This window comes from Pedobacter sp. SL55 (assembly GCF_026625705.1).
In the GTDB taxonomy this organism is placed as follows: Bacteria; Bacteroidota; Bacteroidia; order Sphingobacteriales; family Sphingobacteriaceae; genus Pedobacter.
Map to the genome: position 1 here is coordinate 2,358,839 of NZ_CP113059.1, position 14,454 is coordinate 2,373,292.

Annotated in this window: 11 protein-coding genes; all 11 read left to right on the plus strand. The window is 38.4% G+C overall.

Features of this window, described 5'->3' with window-relative positions:
• The first annotated feature begins 51 nt into the window (after positions 1-51).
• Positions 52-1,509, plus strand: coding sequence for a UDP-N-acetylmuramoyl-L-alanyl-D-glutamate--2,6-diaminopimelate ligase (locus tag OVA16_RS10655; RefSeq protein WP_267759158.1), 1,458 nt, complete (start codon positions 52-54; stop codon positions 1,507-1,509).
• A complete protein-coding gene (gene mraY / locus OVA16_RS10660) occupies positions 1,509-2,771 on the plus strand; it encodes a phospho-N-acetylmuramoyl-pentapeptide-transferase (RefSeq protein WP_267759160.1) in 1,263 nt (420 codons plus the stop codon). The genes OVA16_RS10655 and mraY overlap by 1 nt, the downstream gene beginning before the upstream one ends.
• 137 nt (positions 2,772-2,908) lie before the next feature.
• A complete protein-coding gene (gene murD / locus OVA16_RS10665) occupies positions 2,909-4,300 on the plus strand; it encodes a UDP-N-acetylmuramoyl-L-alanine--D-glutamate ligase (RefSeq protein WP_267759162.1) in 1,392 nt (463 codons plus the stop codon).
• A gap of 100 nt (positions 4,301-4,400) precedes the next feature.
• Positions 4,401-5,579 (plus strand): FtsW/RodA/SpoVE family cell cycle protein, encoded by a 1,179-nt coding sequence (locus tag OVA16_RS10670; protein WP_267759164.1) that lies wholly within the window; start codon positions 4,401-4,403, stop codon positions 5,577-5,579.
• Between the two features lie 51 nt (positions 5,580-5,630).
• Positions 5,631-5,999: a four helix bundle protein gene (locus tag OVA16_RS10675; RefSeq protein WP_267759166.1), complete on the plus strand. Its 369-nt coding sequence runs from the start codon at positions 5,631-5,633 to the stop codon at positions 5,997-5,999.
• Between the two features lie 46 nt (positions 6,000-6,045).
• Complete coding sequence (gene murG, locus OVA16_RS10680; protein WP_267759168.1) at positions 6,046-7,149, plus strand: undecaprenyldiphospho-muramoylpentapeptide beta-N-acetylglucosaminyltransferase; 1,104 nt, start codon at positions 6,046-6,048, stop codon at positions 7,147-7,149.
• 121 nt (positions 7,150-7,270) lie between these two features.
• Positions 7,271-8,623, plus strand: a complete 1,353-nt coding sequence (gene murC / locus OVA16_RS10685; RefSeq protein WP_267759170.1) for a UDP-N-acetylmuramate--L-alanine ligase — start codon at positions 7,271-7,273, stop codon at positions 8,621-8,623.
• The gene (locus OVA16_RS10690; protein ID WP_267759172.1) at positions 8,616-9,725 is read left to right on the plus strand and encodes a cell division protein FtsQ/DivIB; all 1,110 of its coding nucleotides are present in this window, start codon (positions 8,616-8,618) and stop codon (positions 9,723-9,725) included. Before murC ends, OVA16_RS10690 begins: the two co-directional genes overlap by 8 nt.
• A 104-nt stretch (positions 9,726-9,829) precedes the next feature.
• Positions 9,830-11,185 carry a cell division protein FtsA gene (ftsA, locus tag OVA16_RS10695; RefSeq protein ID WP_267759174.1) on the plus strand — a complete coding sequence of 452 codons (1,356 nt, stop codon included), beginning with the start codon at positions 9,830-9,832 and terminating at the stop codon, positions 11,183-11,185.
• 129 nt (positions 11,186-11,314) lie between these two features.
• Entirely contained in the window at positions 11,315-12,991 is a 1,677-nt protein-coding gene (ftsZ, locus tag OVA16_RS10700; protein ID WP_267759176.1) for a cell division protein FtsZ, read from the plus strand.
• Between the two features lie 160 nt (positions 12,992-13,151).
• Positions 13,152-14,396 (plus strand): aminotransferase class I/II-fold pyridoxal phosphate-dependent enzyme, encoded by a 1,245-nt coding sequence (locus OVA16_RS10705; RefSeq protein WP_267759178.1) that lies wholly within the window; start codon positions 13,152-13,154, stop codon positions 14,394-14,396.
• Positions 14,397-14,454: the final 58 nt, after the last annotated feature.

Sequence of the window (14,454 nt, forward strand, 5' to 3'; positions counted from 1 at the left end):
CTCCAACATTTAAAACTTACTCATTTGCTCAATTAATCATTATTAGAAAATATGAATTTACAAGATTTACTTTACGGAGTTTCGATTAAAAGTTTAAAAGGCTTGCCTCAGGTAGAGGTAGCTGCATTGGCTTTTGATTCTCGTTTGGTAAATGCTGGAACTTTGTTTTTTGCCATTAGAGGCACCGCGGTAGATGGACACCAATTCATCGATCAAACTATAGCGGCTGGTGCAAGTGTAATTGTTTGCGAAGAGTTGCCTACTAATTTAAACGAGGCGGTAACTTACGTAAAGGTAGCAGATTCGGCTGAAGCTTTGGGTGTAATTGCTTGTAATTTCTATGGTAATCCATCGGCAGCTTTAAAGCTGGTTGGCATTACCAGCACCAATGGTAAAACTACCATTGCTACTTTGCTTTTCCAATTATTTAGCAGCTTGAATTATGGAGTAGGATTGATTTCTACAGTGCAAAATCAAATCAATCAAAGAATAGTACCAGCAACGCACACTACGCCAAATCCAATTGCTTTAAATGAGTTGTTGAGAGAAATGGTAGATGAGGGTTGCGAATATTGTTTTATGGAAGTGAGTTCTCATGCGGTATCTCAACATCGCATTGCGGGACTAACCTTTGCTGGCGGGGTGTTTTCGAACATCACTCACGATCATTTGGATTTTCATAAAACCTTCGATAATTACATCAAAGCTAAAAAAGGCTTTTTCGATATGTTGCCAAAATCGGCCTTTGCCTTAACCAATGCTGATGATAAAAATGGCATGGTAATGTTGCAAAATACCAAAGCTTACAAGAAAACTTACGCTTTGAAACAGATGGCTGATTTTAAAGCTAAAATCATCGAAAACAAATTCAGTGGCTTGCACCTAGAAGTAGACCATACCGATGTTTACTTTAAGATGGTAGGTTCTTTTAATGCTTACAATTTGCTGGCTGCTTATGGTGTTGCGGTATTGTTAGAGCAAGACCAGTTGAGTGTGTTGACTAAGCTGAGCGCTTTATCAGGTGCCGAAGGTAGGTTCGATTACATCGTTTCTAAATCTGGTATTGTTGGTATTGTAGATTATGCACATACACCAGATGCGGTTCAAAATGTGCTGAGCACCATCGCCAATATTAGAAAAGGGACTGAACAGGTAATTACCGTTATTGGTTGTGGTGGCGATAGGGACAAAACCAAGCGCCCAGTAATGGCACAGGTAGCTTGCGATTGGAGCGATAAAGTGATTTTAACTTCTGATAATCCTCGTACCGAAGATCCGCAGGCTATCATTAAGGATATGGAAGCAGGTGTATCGCCAACCAACCAACGCAAAGCGATCAGTATTTTAGATAGAAAAGAAGCGATTAAAACGGCTTGTCATATTGCCCAACCGGGCGATATCATTCTTATTGCAGGAAAAGGTCACGAAAAATATCAAGAGGTAAACGGTGTGAGACACCATTTTGACGATAAAGAAATTATTAACGAACAACTAAACCAAATCAACTAATGTTATATTTATTATTCGAATATCTACATAAACATTATGATTTTCCTGGATTAAGGTTGTTCCAATACCTTACTTTCAGATCGTCATTGTCTATCATCTTGTCGTTGATTATCACTACCGTTTACGGTCGTAGAATTATTGATTACCTACACTCGAAACAAGTTGGCGAAACGGTAAGAAATTTAGGTTTAGAAGGACAAATGCAAAAACAAGGTACCCCAACTATGGGTGGTATCATGATTTTGATGGGAATTTTAATTCCAACTTTGTTATTCGCTAACATTACCAATATCTATGTAATCTTAATGATTGTGACCACTTTGTGGATGGGCGCCATTGGTTTCTTAGATGATTATATCAAAGTTTTCAAAAAGAACAAAGAAGGTTTGGCGGGTAGGTTTAAAGTGGTTGGCCAAGTGGGTTTGGCAATTATTGTGGGGTGTACCATGTATTTTCATCCTAATATTGTAGTGCGCCAAACGGTTGATGAAACAGCGAAAGTGGATACAGCTAAAGTTCAAAGTGCTGCGCCGATGGTTTTGCGTAAAAAAGGCGAAACTTATTATTACACACAGGACGTAAAATCAACAAAAACTAACCTTCCGTTTTATAAAAACAATGAGTTTGATTACGCAAAAGTAGTTAAGTTTTTGGGCGAAGGTTATGAGAAATATGCGTTCATCGTGTTTTTAGCTTTTGTGATTGTGATTGTAACCGCAGTTTCAAATGGCGCTAATTTAACCGATGGTATAGATGGTTTGGCAACAGGAACATCCGCTATTATTGGTATTACGATGGGCATATTTGCTTACGTTTCGGGTAATACCGTTATGGCTGATTACCTGAATATAATGTACATTCCTAACAGTGGTGAGCTGATTATTTTTGCAGCTGCTTTTATTGGAGCTTGTATCGGTTTCTTGTGGTACAACTCGTACCCAGCACAAATTTTTATGGGCGATACAGGTAGTTTAACTATCGGGGGTATCATAGCGGTATTCGCCATCATGACTAGAAAAGAATTGTTAATTCCAATTATATGTGGGGTGTTTTTGGTAGAGGTTTTATCTGTGAGCTTGCAGGTAACTTATTTCAAATACACTAAAAAGCGTTTTGGCGAAGGTCGAAGAATTTTCTTGATGTCGCCATTGCACCATCATTACCAAAAGAAAGGGTATCACGAAGCAAAAATTGTAACCCGCTTCTGGATCATTGGGATTTTATTGGCAGTTATTGCATTTGTAACGCTGAAATTAAGATAGGAAAGAAGTTAAAAGTAGAAAGTCAAAAGTAAAAATATAGCGCAATCAAACACTAAAATGAACTAAGGTGTCTGAGGTGGTAAATAAGAAGAAAAATCGGTGAAATCATAAAATCAGTGAAATCACAAAAAAATAGAATGAACTCGAATAACAACATATCGCAAAGTAATCCTAAGCAAAACGCTGTTGGACAAGCTCGCATTGTTATTTTGGGTGCAGGCGAGAGCGGAGTAGGTGCGGCCAAATTGGCTCAAAAGCAGGGTTTCGATGTTTTCGTTTCAGATTTTGGTGGCATAGCGGATGTTTACAAAGCTGATCTACAAGAGATGAATATCCCTTTTGAGGAAAACCAACATACCGAAGCGTTGATTTTGAATGCTACAGAGGTGGTTAAAAGTCCAGGTATTCCTTCAAAAGCGCCTATCGTAAAAGCATTAGTAGAAAAAGGCGTTCCGGTAATCTCAGAGATTGAATTTGCAAAGCGTTACACCAATGCCAAAACGATTTGCATTACAGGCTCAAACGGCAAGTCTACTACGAGCATGCTTACGTATCATATCCTAAAAAATGCAGGATTAAATGTTGGTTTGGCTGGCAATATAGGGCACAGCTTTGCAGCACAAGTGGCAGATCAAGAATTCGATTGGTATGTTTTAGAAATATCAAGTTTTATGCTAGATGATATGTATGCGTTTAAAGCAGACATCGCTGTATTGCTCAACATCACACCAGATCATTTAGACAGATACGATTATAAAATGGCCAATTACGCGGCTTCGAAAATGCGTATTGTGCAAAATCAAACCTCAGCCGATGCTTTTATTTACTGTGCAGACGATGAAGAAACGAATAAAGTTTTAGCAACAGCAAATATAGCAGCGCAAGCTTATCCTTTTTCTATTATTAAAAAAGTAGAACTAGGGGCCTATTTAGAAGACAATAACATTTATATCAACACCAATTTAAACAACACATTAACCATGTCAATTTCGGATTTAGCCTTACAAGGTAAGCACAACATTTATAACTCAATGGCTTCTGGCATCGTAGCAAAGGTATTAGAGTTGCGCAACGAAACTATCCGCGAGAGCATGGGTGAGTTTAAAAACATAGACCATAGGTTAGAGTTTGTAGCAAAGATCAATGATGTTACTTACATCAACGATTCTAAAGCTACTAACGTGAACTCTACTTGGTACGCCTTAGAAAGTGTAAACAGCGATGTGGTGCTAATTATGGGTGGTGTTGATAAAGGCAATGACTATGAGATGCTGAAGGATTTGGTAAAAAGCAAAGTTAAAGCAATTATTTGTTTAGGTAAAGATAACAAACGTATACACGATGCTTTTGAAGATGATGTAGATGTAATTGTGAATACTTTTTCTGCAGAGGAAGCTGTACAGGTCGCTTACCATTTAGCTAAAAAGGGCAGTACGGTGTTGTTGTCTCCAGCTTGTGCAAGTTTCGATTTATTTAAAAACTATGAAGATCGTGGCAACCAATTTAAGGCAGCTGTGAAAGAACTATAAGAAGGAACAAAGAGTAAGGAATAAAGAACAAAGACTTCAAATAAGTCGAGAATTATAATCGGTGTAATCACAAAATCTGTGTAATCAATAAATTAAAAAAATGTTTAACATCAACGCACTTCTAGAACGTACCAAAGGCGATCGTTGGATTTGGATCATTATCGCATTGCTTTCGATGATTTCTATCATGGTAGTATATAGTGCCACTGGAGCTATTGCGTACAAAAAAGGCATTTCGGTAGAGAAGTACCTGTTGTTTAAACACGTGATATTCGTGATACTAGGCATTGTGATGATTTATATAGCACACTTGTTGGATTATAAATATTATGCTGGTATTTCAAAAATACTGATGATTATCACTATACCATTGCTGCTTTATACTTTGATTTTTGGAGCGAATTTGAATGAGGCATCTCGTTGGGTAAAAATTCCTGTAATTGGATTGACGTTTCAAACTTCAGATTTAGCTAAACTCTCTTTAATTACATTCTTGGCTAGAATGCTAACGAGAAAGCAAGAGAATATTAAGGATGTAAAGAATGCATTTTTACCAATAATGGGTTCGGTTGTTGTCGTGTTTGGCTTAATTGCTAAAGCCAATTTGTCAACAGGCTTAATGTTGTTTGGCGTAAGTATATTGCTTCTAATCGTAGGTAGGGTTAGTATTAAACAGATTTCTTGGGTGATGCTGGGAGGGGTAGTAATGATGTTCTTCTTAGTTTTAACGACTGAGAGGGCAGGTACTTGGAAGTCTAGGGTAGATACGTTTTTACATCCAGAGAAACAACACTCTGATAAAACATATCAGTCTGACCACGCAAAAATTGCATTGGCAACTGGAGGAGTGCTAGGCAAAGGACCTGGCAACAGTACGGAAAGAAACTTCTTGCCGCATCCATATTCCGATTTTATTTTCGCCATTATTATTGAGGAATATGGAACGGTAGGCGGTTTAGCAGTTATCATTTTATACCTGGTATTGCTTTACCGATGTGTCAGGATTGTTAATCGAAGTCCGAAGGCATTCGGTGCTTTACTGGCGGCGGGATTGAGTTTTAGTTTGACGATACAAGCTTTTGCAAATATGGCGGTAGCGGTAGGTTTAGGTCCGGTAACGGGGGTGCCTTTGCCATTGGTAAGTATGGGTGGTACTTCCATGATCTTTACCAGTATAGCCTTTGGTATTATTTTAAGCGTAAGCCGAGATGTAGAAGAAAATAGTGGTGTTAAAAAAGAAGAAAAGGTGGTGGTGGGAAGTATTCCTGCGATGGGATAAATGAAATGAGAAAATGAATAATTGATGAAATGAGAAAATGATTGAATAGCAATGGAGAATAATAAAATTGACTTCGTTACTGCTTTAAAAAATAGAACAAAACAATTTGTTTTACGCTCAATAAAGCTTTTTCAATCACTTCCAAAAACCGACGAAGCTCGAATTTTAGGTAAGCAATTTTTACGTTCGTCATCTTCAGTAGGTGCAAATTACAGAGCGGCATGTAGAGCAAGATCTAAAGCTGAGTTCTATGCTAAACTGAGTATTACAATTGAGGAAGCTGATGAAACGCAATTTTGGTTAGAAATTTTAGTTGAGTCAGGAATAGTAGTAAATGATATAAAAGATTTAATGAAAGAGGCTGGAGAGATTGTTGCCATTTTAACACGAGCTAGGAAAACTGCAAGCGATGGACGGTAATATTTACTCATTTTGTCATTCAATCATTTAAAATTAATTAATTAACATGAATAATTTCCCAAAAATTATCATATCTGGTGGTGGCACAGGCGGGCATATTTTCCCCGCCGTTGCTATCGCTAATGCCCTAAAAGCAATTTCGCCGCAATGCGAAATCTTGTTTGTTGGAGCTACAGGTCGCATGGAAATGGAGAAAGTTCCGGCGGCTGGATATCAAATTGTGGGACTAAATATAAGTGGCATTCAACGAGGTTCAATTTTTAAAAACCTTGGACTGCCTTTTAAGGTTATAGGTAGTGTGCGCAAAGCGATGAACTTAATTGCCGAATTTAAACCCGATGCAGTGGTTGGAGTTGGTGGTTATGCTTCTGGTCCGTTGCTATATGCGGCTTCCCTAAAAAATATACCTTACTTGATACAAGAACAAAACTCTTACGCAGGCATTACCAATAAGTTGTTGGGCAAAAAGGCGGCTAAGATTTGTGTAGCTTTTGATGGTATGGAAGCTTTTTTTCCTGCCGATAAGATTTTAAAAACTGGAAATCCGGTAAGAAAGAATATTGTTAGCATAGAGGGTAGAAGATATGCTGGTGCCGAGTTGCTAAAGCTCGATCCTTTGAAGAAAACCATTTTGGTTACTGGCGGAAGTTTAGGTGCTGGAACTTTAAATAAGGCCGTAGAAAAACACTTGGCAGAAATCATCGCACAAGATGTGCAAGTAATTTGGCAAACAGGAAAGTTCTACTACAAAGGAATTACAGAACGACTAGGTTTAGATCATCATCCAAACGTGAGAATTTTAGAGTTCTTAAACCAAATGGATTTGGCCTATGCTGCTTCTGATGTGATTATTTCTAGAGCTGGAGCTGGTACCATTGCAGAACTTTGCTTAATCAAAAAGCCAGTGATTTTAGTGCCTTCGCCAAATGTGGCAGAAGACCATCAAACCAAAAATGCTCTGGCTTTGGTAAAGGAGAATGCCGCTATCTTAATTGCAGATACAGCCGCAGAAGATATTTTGGTAAAACAAGCATTAGAACTGCTAAACGATAAAGAAAAATCAGCATTGCTGAGTGAGAATATAGGAAAGATGGCTTTTGCTAACGCCGATGAAGTAATAGCAAAAGAAGTGTTAAAGCTAATTAAGTAAAAAGTTAAAAGTAGAAAGTAAAAAGTTGTTGACGGAAACGTCAAACATTAGTTAGAAAACGGTAGATATAGGTAAGCGGAAAGTCTCAAATCTCAATACTCATATCTCAAATCTAAAATAAATGGAATTGTCAAACATTAAAAGAGTTTATTTTGTAGGCATAGGTGGCATAGGCATGAGTGCGCTTGCTCGCTATTTTGCAAAACGTGGCTGCGTAGTTTGTGGCTATGATAAAACTCGTACTGCTTTGACTGGTCAATTGGAGCAAGAAGGTATTCTGATTTCATTTTTGGATGAAGAAGAAACTATTCCTGTTGCTTTTAGAGAAAAATTTGATGATACGTTGGTGGTGTACACTCCAGCTATCCCTAAAAATTCGCAAATTCTTAATTTCTTCCAAAGCAAAGGTTTCGATTTAAAGAAACGTTCGCAGGTATTGGGCATCATTAGCGAGGGAATGTATTGTGTGGCGGTAGCTGGTACACACGGCAAAACTACTACTTCTTCTATGATTGCCCACATTTTAACCGATACAGGTTTTGGTTGTACGGCATTTTTGGGAGGTATCACTACAAATTACAACAGCAATGTGCTGTATGGTAAGAACAATGTGGTTGTGGTTGAGGCTGATGAATACGATCGTTCATTCTTGACCTTGCATCCAGATGTAGCGGTAATTACTTCTATGGATGCCGACCATTTAGATATTTACGGAGATGAGAGTCATTTGCACGAATCCTTTAATCTGTTTGCGGGCCAATTGAAAGAAAACGGCCGCTTATTTATTAAGGATGGATTGCCAATTGCAGGAATCACTTATAGTGCGACTGGAAATTCGGCCATCAATGCTAAAAACATAAGAGTAGAAGATGGATGCTTTGTTTTCGATTTCGAAGATGGTTATACGACCATCAAAGATTTGAAACTGGCAATGCCGGGCAAACACAACGTTGAGAATGCTACAGCGGCTATTGGCTCCGCTTTAAGTTTGGGCATTCATCCAAACAGTGTAAAAAAAGCAATTGCAAGTTTCAAGGGAGTAAAACGTAGGTTCGAAACCATTGTTAAAACCGAGCAACATATTTATATCGATGATTATGCGCATCACCCTGAAGAACTAAGAGCTTGTTTTGATGCCGTGAGGCAATTACATCCTGATAAGAAATTGACGGTTGTTTTTCAGCCGCATTTGTTTACGCGTACTCGCGATTTTGCAGATGAATTTGCCAAAGTGTTAAGCACAGCTGATGAAGTGATTTTGTTAGAGATCTATCCCGCTAGGGAGTTGCCGATTGAAGGGGTTACTTCTCAGATGTTGTTGGATAAAATCACAAATCAGCATAAACAAATTTGCGCTAAGGAAAGTGTAGTAGAATTGATAAAAATTAAAAATCCTGAACTAACTTTGACCGTTGGTGCAGGAGACATTGATACCCTAATTGAACCTTTAAAAAACACCTTAACCCATGCTTAAAAGAATAAACTGGAAGGCGATTTTTAAAGGCTTTGCCTGGATAACCTGCTTGGCGGGCGTAGTGGTATTGATGGGCTTTATCGATAATAAAAAACAATCGGTAAAATGTGCAAAAATTGAAATATTAATTCCAGGAGCGGATAATTTTATCGAAATAGAAGAAATAGATGCCATCTTAAAACAAAATCAGGGCGATTTAATTGGTAGAAATTTAGAAGGAATTAATCTGCACGAAATCGAGAAAAGTATCGCAGCAAATCCTTACATCGGTTTTGTAAAGGTTTATGCAGATATGAATGGAACTGTGTTTGTAGAAGTGAAACAACGCCAACCAGTATTGAGAATTTTAAATGCAGGCGGACAAGATTACTATGTAGATAGCGATGGATTGAAAATGCCGATTTCACCAAACTTTACAGCAAATGTATTGGTAGCTACCGGTAACATTTTGGAAGGTTTTAATGGTAGGGTAGATACTTTAATGACTTCTACAGCGAAAGACTTATACAGAACTGCTGTATTTATAAAGAAAGATACCTTATGGGATGCACAAATAGAACAGTTATACATTAACGATAAAGCAGATATAGAAATGGTGCCAAGGGTGGGCAACCAACGTATTATTTTAGGTAATGCGAAAAATATAGAAACTAAAATGAGCAATTTGTTGGCTTTCTATAAACAGGCAATGCCAAAAGTTGGGTGGAATGCTTATCGTTCTATTAATTTGAAATACACTAATCAAATTGTTTGCGAGAAAAGAGATTCGTTAGCAATTAAAAAGATAGAAAAACCTGTGCTGCCCGATTCTGTGTCTATGCAGCGTCAGGCTGTTGACCAACAAGTTCAGTCTGCCATACAAGACGAAATTAGAAAGGCAACACAGGCGGCCGCCGATGAAACAAATAAGACAGAAAAAAAGGAGAAAACATCAGCGCCTGCTAAAACAGAGAATACAACAGATAAAAATAAAGCTTCTAAAAATAAAGAGGGTGTAAAGGAAACAGTAAAGAAAGAAAAAGAGAAAGAGACAAAAACAAGAGAACAAAAAACGGAAATGCTCTCGCAGAAGCAAACAGCTACTAAAGAAAAAAGAAATTAGTTTATCGTTTATCGTTCTTTGTTTACAGAGCAACAAATAACGAGCAACGAAAAACCAAAATACAAACAACGAAAAAAAATACTCAACAATAAATAATAATGGTTATGGGCAAAGAAAAAACTACCATTCAATCTCCAATCGTAGTAGGACTAGATATTGGTACCACCAAGATCTGCGTAATCGTGGGACGCAGAACAAATCATGGTAAAATAGAAGTGCTAGGTATTGGAAAGGCCGAATCTGCAGGTGTTACCCGCGGTGTGGTTTCTAATATTCAAAAAACAGTGCAGGGCATTAATGCAGCGGTAGAAGTTGCTAGCTCACAATCAAACGTAGAGATACGTGTAGTAAATGTGGGCATTGCAGGTCAGCACATTAAAAGCTTGCAACATCGTGGAATTTTAACTCGTAGGGAGTTAAATAACGAAATCAGCAAAAAAGATATCGATAAATTAATTGACGATATGTTTAAGTTGGTAATGCCTCCAGGCGAAGAAATTATCCATGTATTGCCGCAAGAATTTACAATTGATAACGAACCGGGTATCAAAGATCCAGTAGGTATGGCAGGCGTGCGTTTAGAAGCTAACTTCCACATCATCTCTGGTCAGGTAACTGCGGTTAAAAACATCATGCGTTGCGTAACCAATGCAGGCTTGCAAACCCAAGAATTAATTCTAGAGCCATTGGCTTCTTCTGAATCGGTGTTGAGCGAGGAAGAAAAGGAAGCCGGCGTATGCTTAGTTGATATTGGTGGTGGTACAACCGATGTGGCTATTTTCCACGAAGGTATCATCCGTCACACAGCGGTTATTCCATTTGGTGGTAACAGTGTAACCGAAGACATTAGAGAAGGATGTTCGGTAATGCGTAACCAAGCAGAATTGCTAAAAACCCGATTTGGTTCTGCCCTAGCCGAAGAGAACAAAGAGAACGAAATTATCTGCGTTCCTGGATTGCGTGGTCGCGAGCCAAAAGAAATTTCTGTGAAGAACCTTGCCTACATCATCCAGGCCCGTATGGAAGAGATTGTAGAGCACGTTTACTACGAAATTAAATCATCGGGTTACGAAAAACGTTTAATTGGTGGTGTGGTAATTACTGGTGGTGGTGCTTTGTTGAAACACTTGAACCAAATGGTAGAGTACGTAACAGGTTTAGATTGCCGTGTGGGATATCCAAACGAGCACTTGTCTAAATACGAAGAAATGCCTAAAAATATCTACGACGATTTGAAGAGCCCAATGTATGCCACCTCTGTAGGTTTGTTAATTAAGGGTATTCAAAAAGCTGAGGATTTGTTAGAAGAAATGAAACAGCCTGGCGTGTTTGTAGAGAAACCAAAAGAAGTTAAAGAAAAAGCTAAAAGAAGCGGTTTGTTCGATAAATTATTAGGAAAAGCTACAGAATTTATCAAAGATGATATGAATGTGAGCGACGAAGATTACATCAAGCCGTAATATTTTTCCACAATTCGGGAATTTTCCACATTCTTAACACTTGTGGAAAACGACTGTTAAAAAAGTGTTAATATTACAAAAGGAATGAACAGCAAAAATTAGAAATTTAAACTACTGATTCATAACAATATGAAGTTCGAAATGTTAAAAGATAAATCTTCAATTATCAAAGTTATTGGTGTTGGAGGTGGTGGAGGTAACGCGGTAAACCACATGTACCGTCAAGGAATTACTGGTGTAGACTTTATAATTTGTAATACTGATGCGCAGGCATTGGAGTTTAGCCCTATTCCAAATAAAGTACAGTTGGGTGCAAGCTTAACCGAAGGAATGGGTGCTGGTTCTATCCCAGAAGTTGGTAAAAATTCTGCTATAGAAAATATAGAGGACATCAAAACCATGCTTGGCCCGCAAACCAAAATGCTTTTCATTACGGCTGGTATGGGTGGTGGTACTGGTACTGGTGCCAGTCCAATTATTGCCAAGGCAGCTAAAGAACTTGATATATTAACGGTAGCTATCATTACTACGCCTTTCTCTTTCGAAGGAAAAAGACGTAAGATGCAGGCCGACGATGGTTTAGAAGAATTAAAGAAATACGTAGATTCTTACTTGGTAATTTCTAACGATAGACTACGTGAGATTTTCGGTAACCTTACCTTAGGTTCTGCATTTGCACAAGCAGATGATATTTTAACTACAGCAGCTAAAGGTATCGCAGAAATCATTACTGTTCCGGGTTATATCAACGTGGATTTTAAGGATGTGCGTACCGTAATGAAGGAAAGTGGTGTTTGTATCATGGGTAGCTATGCTGCCGATGGCGATAACCGAGCTTTGACAGCAGTAGAAGGTGCGTTAGCTTCTCCATTATTGAAAGATAATGAGATCGAGGGCGCAAGATATATCCTTTTAAACATCAGTTCTGGGGTAAAAGAGGTAACCATGGACGAGGTCTCAATCATTACAGACTATATCCAAGATAAAGCAGGTTTAAGTGCCGATTTAATCTGGGGTAACTGTATTGATGAGAATTTGGGAGATAAAATATCTGTGACTATCATTGCTACTGGTTTTCAAACTACGGAGCAAAGGGAGAAAGACAAACAAAACGTTAAAAAAATCTCTTTGTTAACACCAGAGGAAGCACCTTTGGTAAGACCTGTAGAGCCTGTTAACTCGTTCATTACACCAAAAGAAGCTCCAGTAAGTAACGAGCCAGTTTTAAAAGTACAAACTGAGGAAGCTAAACAACCAGATCTTTTTGGAGATTTGTTTAACATCGCAAAACCTGCTCCAGTAGCAGCTGCGCCTGCACCAGCTCCGGAAGAAAATGGTGTAGTTTTTCATCAGTTAGTGGAAGAAGAGGTGCCGCAAGAAGAGCCTAAACAAGTAGAAGAGCCTGCTTTTCAGTTCGAAGTAAAAGTGGCAGAAACTGAGTTTGTTTTCGAAACACCTGTAGCAACTATTCAAGAAGAAATTATTGAAGAAAGACCTGTTGCCGCTGCTCCAGTACAAGAAGAGTTTGGTGCAGACCAAGATAAAACAGACGAATCGATAGAAGAACAGCTTAGAAAATCTAAAGAGAGAATCTTAAGATTAAAAGACTTAAGCATGAAATTAAGAACTACTAATGGTTTGCAAGAGTTGGAAAATGTACCTGCATATCAGCGTAAGCAAATGCAGTTGCAACAAATCCAACACTCATCAGAGTCGCAAGTTTCTAGGTTTACCTTAACTAACGACGAAGATGGCGAAACAGGAATTAGACCAAATAACTCATTTTTGCACGATAATGTGGATTAATGAGATGCGTTAAATAATGTTAAAAGCCTTGGTAATTTATGTTACCGAGGCTTTTTCGTGTCTAACGTCAGGTTTTAAGGGTTGCCAAATCGTGATTTTAACCGTAAATTTGCGCTCAATTTAAACAGTACAATAACATTTTACAAATAAATATAACACATTGGATATTTTTGATAAAGTAGCAAAACGCATGGGGCCCCTTGGTCAACACCAAAAATGGTCGCATGGGTATTTTTCTTTTCCAAAATTAGAGGGAGAGATTGCACCACACATGAAATTTAACGGCAAAGAACTTTTGGTATGGAGCTTAAACAATTACTTAGGTTTAGCTAATCATCCGGAAGTAAGAAAAGCAGATGAGCAGGGTGCTGCAGATTTTGGTATGGCTTACCCAATGGGCGCCCGTATGATGTCGGGAAACTCTAAGTACCACGAGCAACTAGAGCAAGATTTGGCAAGCTTTGTCGGTAAAGAAGATGCGTTTCTCTTAAACTTTGGTTACCAAGGGATGGTATCTATTATCGATGCTTTATTAGACAGAAACGATGTAGTAGTTTACGACGGCGAATCGCATGCGTGTATTTTAGATGGACTACGTTTACACATGGGCAAGCGTTTTGTGTACAAACACAACAACGTAGAAGATGCCCGCAAACAGTTACAAAGAGCTACTAAATTAGTTGAGCAAACTGGTGGTGGTATCCTGTTAATTACCGAAGGTGTTTTTGGCATGTCTGGTGCGCAAGGTAAATTAAAGGAATTAATTGAGCTTAAAAAAGAATTCAATTTCCGTTTGTTGATAGATGATGCGCATGGTTTTGGTACCATGGGTGCTACTGGTGCTGGTACACACGAGGCACAAGATAGCATTGAAGGTGTAGATGTATACTTTGCTACTTTCGCAAAATCGATGGCAGGCATTGGAGCATTTGTTGCTTCTACTAAACAATTAACTGATTATTTTAGGTATAACATGCGTTCTCAGACTTTTGCAAAGGCTTTGCCTATGCCAATGGTAATAGGTTTAATGAAACGCTTAGAGCTGCTTAAAAATAGCCCAGAGTTAAGAGAAAAACTTTGGACCATTGCTACAGCGCTACAAAGCGGACTAAGAGAGCGTGGTTTTGACATTGGTATAACCGATACCGTGGTTACGCCAGTATTTTTTAAAGGAGATTTGGCAGAAGCTACCGCACTTACACACGATCTAAGGCAAAACTATGGTGTTTTCTGCTCTATTGTAATGTATCCAGTTATTCCCAAAGGGATGATAGAATTGCGCTTAATTCCAACTGCAGTACATACGTTAGCCGATGTTGAACTTACCTTAAATGCATTTAGCGAAGTTGCAGATAAATTAAAAACTGGCTATTACCAGCAAAACCTATTTCCAACTGGCGAATAAATATGCTGTTTTTTCATAAAAAGGCTCCGATTATATCGGGGCCTTTTCTGTTATCTTT